Genomic DNA, 17,456 nt, shown 5'->3' on the forward strand with positions numbered 1-17,456 from the left:
CTCGACTTTTTTTGACGCTTTTATTGATTTTAACTATTTTACGCTTATTCGGATATTTACAAAACCGGGATGCTCCCTCGCTGATTTTCGATAATAGTTGTGTTAGGCGCTAATTTTTTCAATAAATCCAATGCGTGATGGTGGGTAGTTGCTTCCAAACCTTCTAACAAACCAGCTTTTGCCAAAAGCAGCGAACCCGTACAGACAGAAAGCACTAATTCTGCTGTTCGCGAACAATTTTTTATCCAGTTAATAACTGCTGAATTATCGATTAACTTTCTTGTACCTTGTCCTCCCGGTACAATTAAAATATCCGGTGGCGGACAATCGGAAATCGTGCAGTGGGGATTTACACTCAAACCATTACGGGCGTTGACAGCACCGGGATGTTCCGCTACGGTAGAGACTGCAAAAGGTCGCTCGCCCTTACTTAATTCTGAGGCAACCGAAAACACTTCAAAAGGGCCTGCAAAGTCCAGTACCTCCACATCATCGAACATTAAAATAGCTACGTTCCTAGTTGCCATAAGACCTACTTCTGATAGAGGCAAAAAATCTCGGCGATTTGTTATCGTAGAACAGGTATAATTTAAATTATTAAAGCTATGCCGAAAAATATTCGCCATCGCGCCCTAACAATCTGTCTTTTATGTCTGGCTTGCGCCTTAGCAATTGCTGTTGCGCCAATTGTCACGCCCGCTCAATCCACAACTCAATTAGAGTTTCGCATTACTCAATTAGAAAGGCAAATTTCTGAACTCCGAGGACAAATCTACAGTTTGCAGAATCAAGGTTCTAGAGTTAACCGGCCTCAGTCTCCTTCCCTTTCAGGTTCTGCTCGCACAAATCCTAGAACGCTGTCGGGAGACCCGATGTTTGACAATTTAGCAACTTTGGCAATTGAAAACAAGCAAGATATTATCAAAATTCAAGAGCGGTTGTCAAAGCTAGAATCGTCGAGAAATCGCTAGAGAAGGAAGAAGGAAGGCACGACACAGATACACGGATTAATTATTGAGCAAAAGTGGGGAGTCAGGAGTCAGGAGTCAGGAGTCAGAAGGAACAGGGAAGAGGGAAGAAGTCAGTAGTCATTAGTTAGAAAAATGAAGTCATATTCTCGCCAACTCAAAACTCAAAACTCTCTCCCTCTCCCCCTCTCCCATTCTCTGACGTTGAGGTCGAGAAAAGCAGGGTCTGCTAAAAGTTAACTGGCAGAACTATTCAATGATATGGAAATAAAAGCCTGCAACCACAAAATTGATTGCTAACAGCAACAGAAACCAGCCTGCGCGAAATGTGTAAGGGAATTTGCCCGTTTTCATCACGGACTCGGATTTTAATTGGTTCTTCGCTATCTCTGGCATAGGTAAAGCTCCTAATTCATAATGTCACTCTATTTACAAATAGCAGAGAGCGTCGCACTTATGCACAATCCTCTAGAGTTATTTTTTGTAACAAGGAGTTTATACCGAGTTGAATTCAGATTAATTTCAATCGCTCTCTCCAGCGTGGTAGGAACTGCGGACGAGAGGCCCCGATCGCACGCGCTCAAACCCCATCTCCCGGGCGATCGACCCAAAACGGTCAAATTCGGCTGGGGTCCAGTATTTACGCACTGGGAGGTGCTCTAGAGATGGTCTCATGTATTGACCGAGGGTGAGCCGATCGCACTTGGCATCCCGCAAATCTCTCATCGCTTCGACTATCTCGGCTTCGGTTTCCCCGTGCCCCAACATCAAACCGGATTTGGTGGGAATAGTTGGGTCATATTGCTTAACAATACGCAGAACGTCGATCGAGCGATCGTACTTCGCCCCCCTCCGCACCGGCCCTTGCAAGCGACGCACCGTCTCAATATTGTGGTTGTAACAAGCCGGTTTAGCCTCCACCACCGTGCGAATCCGCTGTCGCTGCAACTCATCGAGGCCTGAATTCTCCCCCTCGGGGGCGGGCACGGGGGCACCGCCCCTACCCGTTCCCCCCCAAAAATCCGGCGTCAGTACCTCAACTTCAGTATGTGGGTTAAGAAGGCGGATTTGGGCGATCGTCCTGGCAAACCAACCCGCACCCCCATCCGGCAAATCATCTCTCGCCACCGAAGTCAGCACCGCATAGCGCAAACCCAACAACTGCACAGCCTCAGCCACCTTTTTCGGTTCCTCCGGGTCGAGGGGCATCGGAGAATGACCTTTATCTACTTGACAAAAAGCACAAGCGCGGGTGCAAGTCGGCCCCATCAACAAAAAAGTCGCCGTTTTTTGCGCGTAGCACTCGCCCCGGTTGGGGCATCTCCCCTCCTCACAAATCGTGTGAATTTGCCGCTGTTTGATAATTTTTTGTACTTGGGAAAGTTCGCTAGCTTTGCCAACGGGCCTACGCAACCATTCCGGCATCGCCTCGATTTCACCCCGCATTTGGGCGGCAACTGCTTTGACAGTAGGAGTTTTAGGAGTTTGGGGCGACATAAAATTAAGTGGCGATTGAGTTAATTCCTTCGATCGTATCCGAAATCAAAGGCCCTGAACTTGTAGGAGTAGCACCCGAAATCAGAATCGCGCCTAGGTGCAACAAAACTAAACTCGCCCAGAATTATGGGTAGAATTCTGTTAGGGATATACTGAAGGTTGCAAATCATCACTCATTCATTACTGAAGGAGTCAGTCGTGGCTGGTCAAAAAATCTTGGTAATCGATGACAGTAAAGTCATCCGCGTCCGAGTCCGAGAGATGTTGCCTCAGGGTAACTTTGAAGTTCTAGAAGCAAAAGACGGCGAAGAGGGACTCAAACTGATCCGTCAAGCCCGGCCAAATCTAATTATGTTAGATTTCCTACTGCCCAAAGTCAGCGGTTGGGAAGTGTATCAAAAAGTGCAAGCCCATCCTGAGCTTTCTAAGATACCTTTGGTGATCATGTCGGGCCGCGAAGAAGAGGTGATGGAAAAAATTCCGAAACCCTTTGAGAAGCATTTTTTTGCATTCATCGCCAAACCGTTTGAGAAGAAGCAGCTAACCGAGGCAATCAAATCGGCGATGGTACTGGCCAAAAAGAAACCAGTGCCGGAAGCCCCAGCAGCAGCCGCTGCACCCAGCTCTGGAGCGGGCGCCGCCGAAATTCAGGCGATGACTGCGAAAATGGCGAAAATGCAAGCGGAAATTGATGCACTCAAAAAACAAATGACTCAGGTGATTACGATCATCAAGCAGAAATTGAAATAATTCTGCTGTTTTTTGAAGGCACTTATGTAGAAGGAAACTTCCACACCGTGAAACTTTCAGTTGAGTCTCAAAGGCGGCGATTTTATCGGCATTTTTTTGCCAAATTGTTTGAGCGAGTGCGATCGCCAATAGCCTGCAACTGGTTTCTCAAAATCCCAGTGAGAAAATCAATTAAAAGTTAAAAATAAAACAAGGGAGGAAATTAATTATTAATTAATATTAGGATTTTTAATTCCCGCTCGTTCCACACTCAATTATTAACTCCTCAGTCTCATTTTTTTGGTTAATGACTAACGACTATTCCGATTTTTTGCCTCAACTGCGTGCCTCAACAGAGCAATTATTGAAAAGATTAGACTGCTTCGATCGAGCGCAGGTATTAGCGATCGGAGATTTGACCTTGGACGAGTTTCTTACCGGACAAGTAGAGCGAATTTCCCGCGAAGCACCTGTGTTGATTTTGCGCTACGAAAATACTCAGCAAGTACCCGGAGGTGGCGCAAATGCTGTCTATAATTTAGCCAAACTGGGAGGCAAAGTAAAAGTTGCTGGTTTGGTGGGAAAAGACGACCAGGGAAAGGCTTTGTGCGGTATTTTTGAGGCGGCGGGAATTGATACGGGTGGGATTTTAATCGATTCGCAGCGTCCAACTGTCACCAAAACTCGAATTTCCGGACACGCGCGGCAGTCGGTGACTCAGCAAATTGTCCGAGTCGATCGCAAATCGGACGAGTTGCCGGATTTAGATTTGCAGTTGCAACTGGCAGACTACATCCGGCAGCAAATACCGACAGTAGATGCAGTGGTTTGTTCCGACTACGGCGACGGAGTTTTGACGAATTTGGCGATCGAATCGGCAGTGGTTCCCGGCAAAACAATTGTAGACGCTCAAACAAATTTGCAGCGATATTCTGGAGCAATGTTATTTACTCCGAACTTGCCCGAAGCCGAGCAAGCCGTCGGATATGCTATCAAAAACCCTCAAACTTTAATGCAAGCAGGACGAGATTTGTTGAACTTAACTCAAGCTCAAAAAATCCTGATTACTCGCGGCGAAGAAGGGATGACTTTGTTTGAAAGGGCGAACGGCGAAGAAATCAAAAATTCACCCCCTCCAACATCCATTTGTGAAAAGGGGGAATTTGCCATTCAAAGTTGGGACATTCCCCCTTTTAACAAGACTGATGTATTCGACGTAACTGGTGCTGGAGATACAGTTGTAGCAGCAATGACTTTAGCTTTGTGCGTCGGTGCATCTGGTTGGGAAGCGGCTGTTTTAGGCAATTTGGCGGCTAGTATTGTCGTGCGTCAATTCGGTACGGCAACGACGACAGCAGACGAAATGAAAGAAGCTTTGAAAACGATGATTGCACTATAGGGGTGGCTAAGCTGTACTGCATTTAAATTGCATATTTCGGGCGTTGCTATGAGCAACGGGCCACAATAGTTTGATTGCTGGTTCCCAGCCACAGCCTGGGAACCAGTTATTGTTGAGGGCGACGCACCCTACTCACTTACTCTTTTTCAAAATTTGTCCCTTGTCATCAATGGTCAAACCGCTATTGGGAAAATCGCTCTTTGTCAAACTGTCAATCAACCCCACAGTCCTAAAATTGTTATCAACAGCCGGCACACCTCGCCCGTCAAGTTGGATGGGGATAATCTTACCAGAAACAAAATCCCCTTGCGGAGTCATTTTCACATCCAAAATTAGAGATTTACCGAGTGCTCCTGCTGAGGACAAAGTGCGATAACCCAAAAAATTGCCCAGAGAATAAGCAACCAATTTCCCTTTATAAAGTTCCATAGCTCTGGGAACGTGCGGGCCATGTCCCAAAATCAAATCTGCTCCCGCATCAATCATCGTCCGCGAAAACAAAACCATATTTCCCCGGTTTTCTCCGTAAAAGAACTCAGTTTTATTTCTCACATTCAGAGCTCCCGTTCCTTCAGAACCAGCATGAACTGATATCACTACAATATCAGCATTTTGTTTGGCTTTTTTGACAACTTCTGCTCCTGCTTTCAGTTCCAGCAAAGAATTGTGAACGTCGCCGTAGTTGCTGAAACCGATAAAGGCAAAATTCACGCCCTTGACATTTTTATAAACAATTTGATCTCTTTTACCAACAGCCTTCATGCCATTGCTGTCGATGTTTTTAATCGTGTCATTAAATCCCTGCTCGTGAAAATCGTAAGAGTGATTGTTGGCAATACTCAAAATATCAAAACCAACATCTTTGAAGATTTTGGCATAACTCGGAGGCGTCCGAAAGGCAATCAGCATTCGTCCGCCGCCTGCTTTGGAACTGTAAGGATAATCGGTCATCGTGCTTTCAAAATTGCCAAACAGAATATCAGCTCCTTTGAGGTACGGTTTTACCGACTCTAATAACATCTCTTTTTTTGCCGGCAGTTTGTTGTAGGGATAATTTGTACCGGGAACCATGTCGCCAACTGCTTTGATGCTGACAGTTGCGGGCACAATGGCAGGTTTTTTGGCAGCCGGGGAGGGCGATTTTGGATCTGGAAGGGGTTTGGCGGCGGGTGCAGGTGCGGGTGTCGAGATCGCTTTTTGTACCGCAGGCTGTGACGTTAGAGGGTTATTAGTAGCGGTGGTTGAGGATTTGTAAAGTTGAGAAGCCAGCACAAAGCCGGATATGGGCACGAGAATTAGACTCAGAGCACCCACTGACAGCCCAGATTTTTTAGTTTTAGTGCGGGCTAACTCTGGCTGGGGTGATTGCTTTTGCTGCCGTTGGTTTGTGGGTTTTGGAGTGGGGATTTTAGGGGGTTGGGGCGGAGATTTTTCTGGTGTTTGAGGGGGCGCAGTTGTGACATTTTGAGGTTTTTCTAGCTGGGGCAAAGTCACAGGAATGGGAGAAGCGGGTAGACTCGCGGCTACTGTTGCACTAGCGGCTACTGCTGCATTCACGGCAACTAATGGACTCACGGGTTCGGAAGTCAAGCGTTTTTTTAATTCTACCGTCTGAGTCCAAGCGGGTAATTGCTGGCCGCCCTGCCGCCCGTAAATTGTGACTGAGTAAAGGTTATTTGGTTGCAGCCGCTGCAACCCTTTGACTGCGACTCGGAGACAGGCTTCTTCTGCGGGCAAGTGTTCTGCTTCCAGGAGCAGGTGCAGGGTGTCATTTTCCCGGCTGGCTTTAGCCGTGACGCCGAAGCTTTGGAGTGCTTGGCCGATCAGAAATGCGATCGCCCTAGCATCGCCTTCTTTTGCTAAATTTAAAATATCTTGTTGGCTCACAAACGCCTCTACTCTCACACTAAAAATTTAGTTCTATCTTATATCAAAATTGGCGGCACAGCATTAAATACCGATTGATTTAACTTAAATAAGTGGATAGAAATAAACAAAACGTTGGCAGAGGACGCCTGCGTGAAAGGGTCTACTCGCTGTCACTATAGCTCCTAACTAAATCCGACCCTACTTTTACAAAATAGTATGATTTTTTGCGCTGGCTAGCTGAATACAATATTTCCTAACGGTTATATTAGCCCATAGCCCAAACACTTCTATCCGGGATAATTGCCCCCTTCAAATTAACATCTGTCAAATCAGCGCTCTCTTTCTTACAGCATTTTTGGTAAATAAAACTGGTTTACGCTCTCCAGAGTGCGTGCTTGAATGTACTGAAAATATGCGGTTTAGTAGCGAAGAATTAACGAAAAAACCAGGTTTCTCGTTTCCAGTGCCAATCCCCCTGTCCCACTTGGGCCCAAATTCCGATAAAAACGATCGCCCCGCAGGCTCGGAAGCTTGTTAAACTCTTGGTCATGCCACGCTATTAGTGAGAAATCGACGGCGAGCCACAATCGTCTGCTAGTGTCCCCGCAGCGCTGCGCTGCGGTGCCTGCACTGCACACTGCACGTAGGTGAGATTAGCTGCAATCAACTTTCGGGATGCCGCTGCTAAAGTCGTAGCCGCCGATGTAGTTGTTCGTTTTAAACTAATTATTTAAAGGAGTTGCAGGTCAATGACACAATTGTGCTTATAATATCTGGCTCAGTGCCCTCTCAAACCAGGGTTTTTCGCTAGTCTGGTGGTATTTGTGAGTTAGTTAAGCCCATAGCAGCTAGGATCGAGCTAACTCAAGGTTAAACTAAAGCTCGTCATGCGGCGTTGCCTCTCAAAACCCGGATTGAGTCTTATGGCGCATTACCGCTCCTCTGTATGTTTGTTCACCTGCATTGCCTGTCTGGGCGCTGCGTTCAGTCCAAGTGCGGACGGAAAGCACCAGGTACTCAATGCCTCCTACCGGGCTGTTTCCCCAGAAATTGCTCAGGCGAACTCTCCCCCGGACGATCGCCAGGATTCCAAGCCTTCAAAACCGTCTCCAGCGCCCGATAAAAACAAATCTCAGCCGTCCAAAACGTCCAAATCTAATTCTAAGATCCCGAAATCAGTATCCAATTTGATCGTCATTTTGTCTCGTCAGCGGGGGTTCTTAATGTTGGGTTTGGCAGCAGTTGTCGTCACGGCAGCGGCAGTATTTATCATGCTCAAATTAGTTAGCAGTGACGAGTCAAATTATTCTAAGCGAAGACGGGGAAGATTTGAGCGCCAAAGCCAAAGAAACTCTCAATTTACTAATTCCGGTTCTCCTACAAACTCGCACGCAATTACACAGCAAGATGCTTCTTTTGGGCTATCCAAACCGCTGTCAGCCTTGCCCTACCCTTTGGATTTGCCAAAAGACAACAGTCTCGACAGCAGCGATCGGTCTTTTATCCTGGAATCCGGGGAATCAGAATCCGACGATGCAGCATTCGAGGGCGATCGAATTAATTCCGACACCTCGCCCTTGGAACATCACAGCAATGGGTACAGCAACACAGGTTTCAACATTCCCGAAACAACTAATCAAGGCGATTCGCTAGCGAGTCCCAAGAAAGATATTGCCCTTCCCGAAACGGATGGTAGACCTAAAGTTGATATTATTGAAGCACTGATTGAAGATTTGCAGCACCTAAATCCGGCAAAGAGGGGCAAAGCAATTTGGGAACTCGGCCAGCAGGGAGATTCCAGAGCAGTTGAGCCGTTGCTCGATTTGCTAGCAAATTCCGACTCCAAGCAGTACAGTTTAATTTTGGCAAGTCTCTCGGAAATTGGCATTCGCACGCTCAAACCCATGAATAATGCGTGGTCAATTTCGCTGCAGAATGAAAATCCCGAAGTGCGTAAAAATGCAATTCGCGACTTGACGCGGATTTACGAATTGGTGAATCAAATCAGTTACTTGTTGCACCGTGCGACGGACGATCCCGATCCCGAAGTTCAGGAAGTTGCTCGCTGGGCAATCAATCAGTTGAATCGCATCCGTCCGCGTTCTGGGAGGGATTAATAAATGTAGCAATTTTAAAATTATTTGAAAATTGAGATTTGAGATGGGAGAATTTATAATTTAGATTATGTTAAAATTAGTGAATGCTGACTAATGATTAAGGATTAATGACTAATAACCCTTTAAAACTATTGTTCCTGTCAACTTCGGTCGGTCAACTAGGTTCGGGGTTGGGGGGCGGTGTCGAACTTACAGTCCTTAACATTGCTAAAGAATTGCAGAGTCGCGGTCATAAAATAGCAGTCGTAGCGCCGATAGGTTCAGTCTTAGAATCAATTCCAGTAATCGAAATAACGGGCGATTTGCAAGTAACCGCCCAAACACAAGGTTACAATGATCCTATTGTGATGCCCGCAGATTCTGTGCTGGCGAATATGTGGGAATATGCTCGCAAAGTTCAGGATGAATGGGATGTCATTGTTAACTTTGCCTACGATTGGCTGCCGTTTTATTTGACACCATTTTTTAGGACTCCGATCGCACATTTGATCAGCATGGGATCTCTTTCCGCAGCCCTCGATCGCATTGCCGGACAAACCGCCGTCCAGTTTCCTGGTACGATCGGAGTTCACACCGCTTCTCAAGCCAAAACATTCGCCTTTGCCGATGAATGTCAGTTGTTGGGAAATGGCATAGATTTATCCCTGTACGAATTTTGCAACAAACCGCAGTCTCAATTAGCTTGGCTAGGCCGCATCGCTCCGGAGAAAGGCTTAGAAGATGCAGTAGCAGCAGCAAAAATTACAGGCATTCCCCTGAAAATTATGGGCAAAATGCAAGATGAGGATTATTGGCAAAAAATTTGTGCAGATTACCCGGATGCTCCGGTAGAATATTTAGGATTTTTGACAACAACCCAAATGCAAGAGCAAGTCCGGCAGTGCCGAGCATTGTTGATGACGCCGCGTTGGGTGGAAGCTTTCGGAAATGTCGCGATCGAGGCTTTAGCGTGCGGTGTGCCTGTGATTGCTTACGAGCGCGGGGGACCGGCGGAAATTGTTAGAGACGGACTGACGGGCTTTTTAGTGGAGCCTGATAGCGTAAATGGCTTGGTAGGTGCGATCGCCCGCTTAGACCAAATTGACCGCAGCGCTTGCAGGCGACAAGCAGAGGTAGAATATTCTTTAGCAGCTTTGGGCGATCGTTGTGAACACTGGTTCCAATCTATCACTGCCAGTAGGGTGCGTCAGTAATAATACTGGCAAAATTTTACCAAGATTCGCTGACTGACGCACCTTACAAGTTTATTGAACAGCAATTCAAATCTATTCTAAAATTGAGTTAAATAAACTCTTAATCGATCACAAAAAAAGAAAACTGAAAAAACTATGGCGACCGAACGTTTAGTGCTTTTATCCAGTAGAGAAATTGAAAAAATGCGCCAAGCAGGCCGTTTAGCGGCCGAACTTCTGCTACATCTCGAACCGATGGTTAAACCGGGAGTAAGCACTCTAGAAATTAACGATGAAGCTGAACGGTGGACTTTGGCACACGGAGCAAAAAGCGCTCCGCTAGGCTATAAAGGATTTCCAAAATCTCTGTGTGCTAGCGTCAATGAAGTAGTCTGTCACGGCATCCCCAATGCGAAACAAATTCTAAAAGAAGGGGATATTATTAATATTGATGTAACGCCTTTAGTAGATGGTTATCATGGCGATACTTCCAAGACTTTTTTTGTCGGGAAACCTTCACCGGTAGCGAAAAAGTTGGTTGAAGTAACCGAGGAATGTTTAAGAAGAGGAATTGCGGAAGTCAAACCGGGTGCTCGTACCGGCGACATCGGTGCCGCGATTCAAGAATATGCTGAAGCACAAGGCTTTTCGGTAGTGCGAAATTTTGCGGGACACGGGATTCACCGAGTCTTTCACACTGAACCGGAAATTCTGCACTACGGCAAGCGGGGCACGGGAAAGAAGCTCAGACAAGGCATGGTTTTTACGATCGAGCCGATGATTAATGAGGGTACTTGGGAAGTGGAAATTCTCGCCGATGGTTGGACATCTATCACCAAGGATGGAAAACTTTCGGCTCAATTCGAGCACACTCTGGCTGTGACTGATTCTGGGGTGGAAATTCTGACTTTACCGTAGTAACGATTAACAAACAATCTGAAAAACTCACTCCTAAATCAATAATCAACCATATCCCGTAGGGGCGGGTTTTACCGACAATATCTAACGATTATCAACAATCTAGCTCGACCCGCCCCGCCACAACCGATAACCTACATCAACCTGAAATTTGCATCGAATCCGAAAATGTAGGTTTGTATTTATGGGTGGGTGGGGGCGGGTTTTTGAGATGGTCTGTTTCAGTCAGAAATTGTGTGTAAAATCCACCTCTACAGAATTACGCTCGATTCACGAAACACGATATAACTAATAACTAATAACAAATGACTGACATAAAATTTCTGCAACCAGGAGATTTGCTCAAAGTAATTGCCCCTAGTGGCACTTTGCGAGAATCAACCAATTTTGAAAAGGGTGTAGAAATTTGGAAATCTCGCGGCTATCGACTTGAATTAACACCGGGTTTTGACGATCGCTGGGGCTATTTGGCAGGTTCCGATGAAAACCGCGTCCGACAGTTAGCAGATGCCCTCAATGACCCGGATTGTCGCGGTATTCTCTGTGTTCGAGGCGGTTTCGGCAGCACTCGGCTTTTGGAAAAAGGAAATGTGGGAAAGGCAGAAAATTCCCAATTCCCAACTCCCGATTCCCATTCGCCGAAATGGTTAATCGGCTTTTCCGACATTACTGCTTTGCTGTGGAATCAGGCTAAATTGGGTGTTTGGGGCGTTCACGGGCCGATGCTGACAACTTTGGCTGCGGAACCGGATTGGTCTGTCGATCGACTTTTTGACTGCATAGAAGGTCGTCCCTTACAATCTTTGCAAGGTAAAGGATGGGGCAGCGGACAAGCCACCGGGCGGCTGTTTCCTGCGAATCTGACAGTTGCTTCTCATTTGCTCGGAACCCCGTATCAACCGGATTTGACCGGGGTTATTCTCGCATTTGAGGATGTTTCCGAGGCTCCTTACAGGGTCGATCGAATGCTGACTTTGTGGCGGATGGCGGGGGCTTTCGCTGGGGTGCGGGGCATTGCTTTGGGGCGCTTCAGTCGCTGCGAGATTGACCCGAGTATTCCCAGTTTTAGCATTGAAGAGGTTTTGCGCGATCGGCTGGGGGACTTGAATATTCCCATTGTCTCAGATTTGCCCTTCGGCCACGAGGGGGTTAACGCTGCTTTACCTATGGGAATCATGGCTTGTCTCGACGCGGAATCGGGATTGCTGATTTGCGGCGATAAATCGCAACTTTAGATTAGTGATTAACGTCTATAACTTTAACTTGAGATTTTGCACCCGCTAAATAGCCGGGTTGGGTAAGGTTGACACGGTTGGCAGAAATTACATTTAAAATGGATTGTGTATGCAAATGTCGGCGCCAAGAAAGCACAAAAATTTTAAAATTTTCGAGAGGTTGATATGAGAACGCACAACTTGTTAAACAGTATTGCGGCCACTGTGCTAGTTGCAGGATTGGCACTTACCGGGATTTCCTCAAGTGCAGTTGGCGAACAGATACAGAATAACGATCGCATAGATGGAGTAATTCGCCGCACTTCCCCGATTTACCGTTTCCGGAATATGTGGGTTCCGGGTTCTCCGACTGAAGAATTGCGCGGTCAAGAATACACATTCAGCGCTCGGGAAGGCGATAACATTGAAGTATTTTTAGACACAGATACAAGGAGCGGTTTTGCTCCCGTCATGGTACTGTTTTACGGAAACAACAAACAAGTCGCTTTTACGCAAGACCGTTCTTTTAATTATCAAATTCCCCGTAGTGGCGATTATAAACTGTTAGTGTTAGCAAAAGATGCTGCCAGAGGCGGTAGCTACACGCTGGAAGTTGCGGGAATTGAAGGGGGCGACAGACGAGCTCGCAATTCGCGGGACGATTGGTACACGAGGCGAGATGACGATCGATATGACGGTCAATATGACAGAGCACAGCTTCTGCAAGATGATTTTGGCTTGCGGTCTGTTGATTGTCGCGAGAGACGTTCTATGGTGAGAGTAAGGTTTGACGATGGTAACCAAGACTCGACTTACTGCGCTGTCCCGACTAGAAACTTTCCGGCGGGGGATTATTACTACAATTCGCGGACTAGAGATTTAGATTCGGCGAGGGTGGATAATAATAGGAGGTTCGATGAGCGCCGAGAGCAATGTCGGGTAGTGGTGGGCGGAGTGTGCGTAACGAGGTAAGTAGGTCAAGCTGTAGCGCGGGATCAGAAACCGGGTTTCTTCATAGAAACCCGGTTTCTTTGCGTATACACAGGATTTATACCAGTCCTTTATATACAGTCGATCTCTGGCCCTCGCCTAACTTTCTTTGGCAATGGCAAAATACACATTTGTACACACAACGATTTTGTCGAAAAGGACGATCGCACAGTGGTAAGCTACCAAAGGCATTGAAATATCTAAGGTAGAGAAAAGTTAAAATGTCGGCATTAAATGAAGTTCCCTTGTTGTTGCGGGCAGCCCGTGGCGAAACCCTAGACCGCCCGCCCGTGTGGATGATGCGTCAAGCCGGCCGCTACATGAAGGCTTATCGAGATTTGCGAGAAAAGTATCCCTCGTTTCGCGAACGTTCCGAAATTCCCGAAGTTGCGATCGAAGTTTCCCTCCAGCCGTGGCGCGCGTTTCAACCCGACGGCGTAATTCTGTTTTCCGATATTGTCACCCCCATGCCCGGTTTGGGCATTGACATGGACATCGCCGAAGGCAAAGGCCCGATTATCCACGCACCCATCCGCACTCAGCAGCAAATCGACAACCTGCAACCGCTGAACCCGGAAGAAAGTTTGCCGTTTATCAAAACCATCCTGAAATCCCTGCGCGAAGAAGTCGGCAACAAATCCACCGTGCTCGGCTTTGTGGGCGCGCCGTGGACGCTGGCGGCTTATGCTGTTGAGGGCAAAGGTTCTAAGGATTATGCCATCATCAAAAACATGGCATTTTCCGATCCAACTTTACTGCATCAGTTGCTGTCGAAATTCGCAGATGCGATCGCCGTTTACGTGCGCTATCAAATCGACTGCGGCGCGCAAGTAGTGCAAATGTTCGACTCCTGGGCCGGCCAACTTTCCCCGCAGGACTACGACACCTTCGCTCTACCTTACCAGAAACAAGTATTCGAGCAAGTCAAAAAAACCCATCCCGACACACCGCTAATTCTGTTAGTCACTGGAAGTGCCGGCCTCCTCGAACGCATGACAACATCCGGCGCGGATATCATCAGCGTCGATTGGACAGTTGATATGGCCGACGCGCGCCGACGTTTGGGCCCGAATATGAACGTTCAAGGAAATCTCGATCCGGGCGTGTTGTTTGGTTCTCAACCGTTTATTCGCGATCGAATTCTTGATACAATTCGCAAAGCCGGTCATCGCGGACACATCCTCAATTTGGGACACGGCGTATTACCGGGAACTCCCGAAGATAACGTGCGTTTCTTCTTTGAAACCGCAAAACAAGCCGACAAATTGCTTGCAGTTGCTGCTTGATTGGATTTTGATTTTAAAATCAGATCCAATCCGGTTAACTTCACCTGCACCTGATATTTGTAGGGAGACGGCAATGCCGTCTCCCTACCGTCAAAAAAAATATATGATCGGAGCGAATCCGGTTAATTGCACATTATATTTTTAGGGAGACGGCAATGCTGTCTCCCTAGCGTCGAAAAAGATTTTATAATCGGAGCGAATCCGGTAATTGTACATTATATTTGTAGGGACACGGCAATGCCGTGTCCCTAGCGTCGAAAAAGCGTCAAATCCTCCCTCTTCCCCTGCGGCAAAATGAACTCCAAAAAAATTTTTGTGACGGGTGCAAGTGGCTGTATCGGTCACTACATGGCCGAAACTTTGATTCAAGACACAAACCACGAACTTTACCTCTTAGTTCGCAACCCCGAAAACTTAAAATTTGACTGGAAAGCCCGCCCCGGCATCCATATAATACAAGGCGATATGCGAGATATCGATCGACACGCCGAACTTTTGCAAACAATTAATGTAGCAATTTTAGCGGCCACTGCTTGGGGAGGAACTCAAGAAGTATTTGACGTTAACGTGACCAAAACTCTGCACCTAATTCAACTACTTTCGCCACAGACTTGCCAGCAAGTAATTTATTTCTCAACGGCCAGCATTCTCGGTAGAGACAACAATTTGCTCAAAGAAGCCGGGGAACTGGGGACAGATTATATTACCTCAAAGTACAACTGCATGGTGCATTTGTCAGCTTTGACAAATGTGCCTCCGATTACGGCACTTTACCCGACATTAGTATTGGGAGGAGACGCAGAAAAACCAGTCTCTCACTTGTCTTCTGGTCTGCCACTTGTCGCAAAATGGATTGGTTTGATTCGCTGGTTTAAGGCAGATGGCAGTTTTCACTTCATCCACGGCGCAGATATTGCTAAAGTAGTTAATTATTTAGTTGAACATCCGCCTGCTTCCGAGGAACCGCGACATTTTGTGCTAGGAAATCCGGCGATTACAGCTAACGAAGTGGTAGAACAAGCTTGCAAGTATTTGAATAAAAACATATTTTTTCGGATTACTCTTTCAGCTTGGCTAGCTAATTTCTTTATTTGGCTGTTCCGAATTCAGGTTGCTGCTTGGGATAGATTTTGTATCAGCTATCGCCATTTTACTTATCAAAATCTTGTGAATCCTGAAAGCATAGGAATGCCCAGTTACTGTGGCACAGTTGCCGATATGTTAAGAACTAGCGGGATTCCCGGCAAAGATTCAAATTAGAAGGAAAAGGGAAGAGGGAAGAGAGAATGTGTACCTTACGAGATATATGTAGGGTGCGCCGAGGCGCATTTTACGAATAATGTAAGTTTTCCAAATTCTTTTTTGCCTTAGTCCCATGCTTTTTAAATGCGATTATCGTCAATTAAGGCTCAAATACGATAAGATATCAGCATTTGCAAACTTTAACAGGGAACTGCAAGCTAAAAATTGCGCTTATTTTGTTTGTCTTAGGGGGTGTCACCCCTCGTCAGATATTCGATCGAGTGCAAGATCGTAATTTTAGCATTAACATTAAGTCTTGAGAGTCGATCGAACTCTCAAACACGCCACCCCGATCGCAAGTTGTTTACTGATGTGAGGTTTAACATATAATGCGAGTTCTTCTAGTTTACCCCCTGTTTCCGAAAACATTTTGGTCTTACGAGAAAATCCTAGAATTAGTCGATCGTAAAGTGCTGCTGCCACCGCTGGGTTTGGTAACAGTAGCAGCTATTTTACCCCAAGAATGGGAATTTAAGTTAGTCGATCGCAACATCAGACAAATCACCGAAGCAGAATGGGAATGGGCAGAGCTCGTTATTCTCTCCGCAATGATTGTCCAAAAAGAAGATTTGCTAGACATAATTCGCGAAGCAAAACGGCGCGGTAAATCCGTAGCTTGCGGCGGGCCTTACCCGACTTCCGTACCCGAAGAACCTCAAGCAGCGGGCATAGATTACCTGATTCTCGACGAAGGCGAAATCACCTTGCCGATGTTTGTCGAAGCAATAGGGCGCGGCGAAAAAAGCGGAATTTATCGATCGGACGGCGTAAAACCCGATGTTACCACAACCCCAGTCCCCCGCTTCGACTTGCTGGAATTAGACGCCTACGACTCAATGTCGATTCAATTTTCCCGAGGTTGTCCTTTCCAGTGCGAATTCTGCGATATCATCGTCCTCTACGGCCGCAAACCCCGCACCAAAAACCCCCAACAATTGATCGCAGAACTAGACTGTCTCTACAACTTGGGCTGGCGGCGCGGCGTGTTCATGGTAGACGACAACTTTATCGGCAACAAACGCAGCGTCAAACTGTTGCTAAAAGACTTAAAAGTTTGGCAAGAAGAACACAAATTCCCGTTTACTTTCAACACAGAAGCATCCATCGATTTAGCCCAAGACCAAGAATTGATGGACATGATGGTTGCTTGCAATTTCAATGCAGTGTTTCTAGGGATTGAAACTCCCGATGAAGAAAGCCTGCAAATGACGAAAAAATTCCAAAATACCCGCAATTCCCTGATCGAATCCGTAGAGTTAATTGCCAAATCCGGTTTGCGAGTAATGGCCGGATTTATCATCGGATTTGACGGCGAAAAACCCGGTGCCGGTCAGCGGATTGTCAAGTTTGCCGAAGCAGCAGCAATTCCGAGCACAACCTTTGGAATGCTGCAAGCTTTGCCACACACGGCATTGTCCCACAGACTAGCAAAAGAAGGCCGGTTGCGCGACAAATCTGGCAACCTCAACCAGACTACTTTGATGAACTTTATCCCGACGCGGCCTCTCGAAGATATTGCCCGGGAATATGTCGAGGCATTCTGCGAAGTGTACGATGCTGAGAAATATTTAGACCGGACTTATCGCCACTTCTTGATGTTGGGTGCACCTACAGCAAATATACCTGCAAGAATTCCCAGTTGGATAGACTTGCGAGCACTGCTAACGGTGGTTTGGCGGCAGGGAGTCAAGCGCAAAACTCGGTGGAAGTTTTGGCATCATTTGTTCAGCATTTTCAAGCGCAATCCTGCGGTTTGGGATCACTATTTAACTGTCTGCGCTCACAACGAGCATTTCCTGGAATACCGCCAGATTGTGCGGGATGAAATTGAAGCTCAATTGGCTGACTTTTTGGCTAATGAGTCTCAAACTGTATATCAAGAACCAGTTGCTGTTGAGGAAAAGCAAGTGCAAGCGGTTTAGGGTTGGAAAATTCAACCGCAGATAAACGCAGACAAACGCAGATGAATGTAAGATTGTCTGCGTTTATTTTGTT

General features: G+C 46.6%; 15 protein-coding genes. 11 read left to right on the forward strand and 4 right to left on the reverse strand.

Annotated elements, in window-relative coordinates; all coding sequences use genetic code 11:
* Positions 1-56: 56 nt before the first annotated feature.
* Positions 57-527, reverse strand: a complete 471-nt coding sequence (locus QUB33_RS18485; RefSeq protein WP_333352301.1) for a DJ-1/PfpI family protein — start codon at positions 525-527, stop codon at positions 57-59.
* Positions 528-605: 78 nt separating this feature from the next.
* Between QUB33_RS18485 and QUB33_RS18490 the strand changes: the two genes are divergently transcribed.
* Positions 606-971, forward strand: coding sequence for a hypothetical protein (locus QUB33_RS18490; protein WP_333352304.1), 366 nt, complete (start codon positions 606-608; stop codon positions 969-971).
* 246 nt (positions 972-1,217) lie between these two features.
* Here QUB33_RS18490 and QUB33_RS18495 read toward each other — a convergent pair whose 3' ends face one another.
* Together QUB33_RS18495 and QUB33_RS18500 are read right to left on the reverse strand one after the other, a co-directional pair.
* The gene (locus QUB33_RS18495; protein WP_242718794.1) at positions 1,218-1,364 is read right to left on the reverse strand and encodes a photosystem I protein PsaX; all 147 of its coding nucleotides are present in this window, start codon (positions 1,362-1,364) and stop codon (positions 1,218-1,220) included.
* A gap of 126 nt (positions 1,365-1,490) precedes the next feature.
* Positions 1,491-2,465 carry a lipoyl synthase gene (locus QUB33_RS18500; RefSeq protein WP_333352307.1) on the reverse strand — a complete coding sequence of 325 codons (975 nt, stop codon included), beginning with the start codon at positions 2,463-2,465 and terminating at the stop codon, positions 1,491-1,493.
* A 198-nt stretch (positions 2,466-2,663) separates the two neighbouring features.
* On the opposite strand from QUB33_RS18500, the gene QUB33_RS18505 reads away from it, so the two are divergent.
* Both QUB33_RS18505 and QUB33_RS18510 read left to right on the forward strand, forming a co-directional pair.
* Positions 2,664-3,215: a response regulator gene (locus QUB33_RS18505; protein WP_190659700.1), complete on the forward strand. Its 552-nt coding sequence runs from the start codon at positions 2,664-2,666 to the stop codon at positions 3,213-3,215.
* Positions 3,216-3,501: 286 nt separating this feature from the next.
* On the forward strand, positions 3,502-4,593 hold the full coding sequence (locus QUB33_RS18510; RefSeq protein WP_190659697.1) for a PfkB family carbohydrate kinase: 1,092 nt from the start codon (positions 3,502-3,504) through the stop codon (positions 4,591-4,593).
* 132 nt (positions 4,594-4,725) lie between these two features.
* On the opposite strand, the gene QUB33_RS18515 is transcribed toward QUB33_RS18510, so the two are convergent.
* Positions 4,726-6,480: a CapA family protein gene (locus QUB33_RS18515; RefSeq protein WP_333352310.1), complete on the reverse strand. Its 1,755-nt coding sequence runs from the start codon at positions 6,478-6,480 to the stop codon at positions 4,726-4,728.
* A gap of 905 nt (positions 6,481-7,385) precedes the next feature.
* On the opposite strand from QUB33_RS18515, the gene QUB33_RS18520 reads away from it, so the two are divergent.
* From QUB33_RS18520 to QUB33_RS18555, 8 genes are all read left to right on the forward strand, one after another.
* Positions 7,386-8,579 carry a HEAT repeat domain-containing protein gene (locus QUB33_RS18520; protein WP_333352313.1) on the forward strand — a complete coding sequence of 398 codons (1,194 nt, stop codon included), beginning with the start codon at positions 7,386-7,388 and terminating at the stop codon, positions 8,577-8,579.
* Positions 8,580-8,686: 107 nt separating this feature from the next.
* The gene (locus QUB33_RS18525; protein WP_333352316.1) at positions 8,687-9,772 is read left to right on the forward strand and encodes a glycosyltransferase family 4 protein; all 1,086 of its coding nucleotides are present in this window, start codon (positions 8,687-8,689) and stop codon (positions 9,770-9,772) included.
* 135 nt (positions 9,773-9,907) lie between these two features.
* Positions 9,908-10,669, forward strand: a complete 762-nt coding sequence (map, locus tag QUB33_RS18530; protein WP_190659689.1) for a type I methionyl aminopeptidase — start codon at positions 9,908-9,910, stop codon at positions 10,667-10,669.
* A 305-nt stretch (positions 10,670-10,974) separates the two neighbouring features.
* Entirely contained in the window at positions 10,975-11,904 is a 930-nt protein-coding gene (locus tag QUB33_RS18535) for an LD-carboxypeptidase (RefSeq protein WP_333352319.1), read from the forward strand.
* Between the two features lie 165 nt (positions 11,905-12,069).
* A complete protein-coding gene (locus tag QUB33_RS18540) occupies positions 12,070-12,855 on the forward strand; it encodes a hypothetical protein (RefSeq protein ID WP_333352322.1) in 786 nt (261 codons plus the stop codon).
* Between the two features lie 239 nt (positions 12,856-13,094).
* A complete protein-coding gene (gene hemE, locus QUB33_RS18545) occupies positions 13,095-14,159 on the forward strand; it encodes a uroporphyrinogen decarboxylase (protein WP_333046489.1) in 1,065 nt (354 codons plus the stop codon).
* 294 nt (positions 14,160-14,453) lie between these two features.
* Entirely contained in the window at positions 14,454-15,419 is a 966-nt protein-coding gene (locus tag QUB33_RS18550; RefSeq protein WP_333352325.1) for an NAD(P)-dependent oxidoreductase, read from the forward strand.
* Positions 15,420-15,790: 371 nt separating this feature from the next.
* Complete coding sequence (locus tag QUB33_RS18555) at positions 15,791-17,383, forward strand: B12-binding domain-containing radical SAM protein (RefSeq protein WP_333352328.1); 1,593 nt, start codon at positions 15,791-15,793, stop codon at positions 17,381-17,383.
* Positions 17,384-17,456: the final 73 nt, after the last annotated feature.

Origin of the sequence: Microcoleus sp. B3-A4, from assembly GCF_036705385.1 — a bacterium.
Taxonomy (GTDB): domain Bacteria; phylum Cyanobacteriota; class Cyanobacteriia; order Cyanobacteriales; family Microcoleaceae; genus Microcoleus.

What these genes read in the sequence shown, in the direction of transcription:
- hemE (WP_333046489.1), top strand. Translation starts at nt 13,095, where the DNA reads ATGTCGGCATTAAATGAAGTTCCCTTGTTGTTGCGGGCAGCCCGTGGC.
- QUB33_RS18540 (WP_333352322.1), top strand. Translation starts at nt 12,070, where the DNA reads ATGAGAACGCACAACTTGTTAAACAGTATTGCGGCCACTGTGCTAGTT.
- QUB33_RS18535 (WP_333352319.1), top strand. Translation starts at nt 10,975, where the DNA reads ATGACTGACATAAAATTTCTGCAACCAGGAGATTTGCTCAAAGTAATT.
- QUB33_RS18495 (WP_242718794.1), bottom strand. Translation starts at nt 1,364, where the DNA reads ATGCCAGAGATAGCGAAGAACCAATTAAAATCCGAGTCCGTGATGAAA.
- QUB33_RS18500 (WP_333352307.1), bottom strand. Translation starts at nt 2,465, where the DNA reads ATGTCGCCCCAAACTCCTAAAACTCCTACTGTCAAAGCAGTTGCCGCC.
- QUB33_RS18525 (WP_333352316.1), top strand. Translation starts at nt 8,687, where the DNA reads ATGACTAATAACCCTTTAAAACTATTGTTCCTGTCAACTTCGGTCGGT.
- QUB33_RS18485 (WP_333352301.1), bottom strand. Translation starts at nt 527, where the DNA reads ATGGCAACTAGGAACGTAGCTATTTTAATGTTCGATGATGTGGAGGTA.
- QUB33_RS18555 (WP_333352328.1), top strand. Translation starts at nt 15,791, where the DNA reads ATGCGAGTTCTTCTAGTTTACCCCCTGTTTCCGAAAACATTTTGGTCT.
- map (WP_190659689.1), top strand. Translation starts at nt 9,908, where the DNA reads ATGGCGACCGAACGTTTAGTGCTTTTATCCAGTAGAGAAATTGAAAAA.
- QUB33_RS18490 (WP_333352304.1), top strand. Translation starts at nt 606, where the DNA reads ATGCCGAAAAATATTCGCCATCGCGCCCTAACAATCTGTCTTTTATGT.
- QUB33_RS18520 (WP_333352313.1), top strand. Translation starts at nt 7,386, where the DNA reads ATGGCGCATTACCGCTCCTCTGTATGTTTGTTCACCTGCATTGCCTGT.
- QUB33_RS18550 (WP_333352325.1), top strand. Translation starts at nt 14,454, where the DNA reads ATGAACTCCAAAAAAATTTTTGTGACGGGTGCAAGTGGCTGTATCGGT.
- QUB33_RS18510 (WP_190659697.1), top strand. Translation starts at nt 3,502, where the DNA reads ATGACTAACGACTATTCCGATTTTTTGCCTCAACTGCGTGCCTCAACA.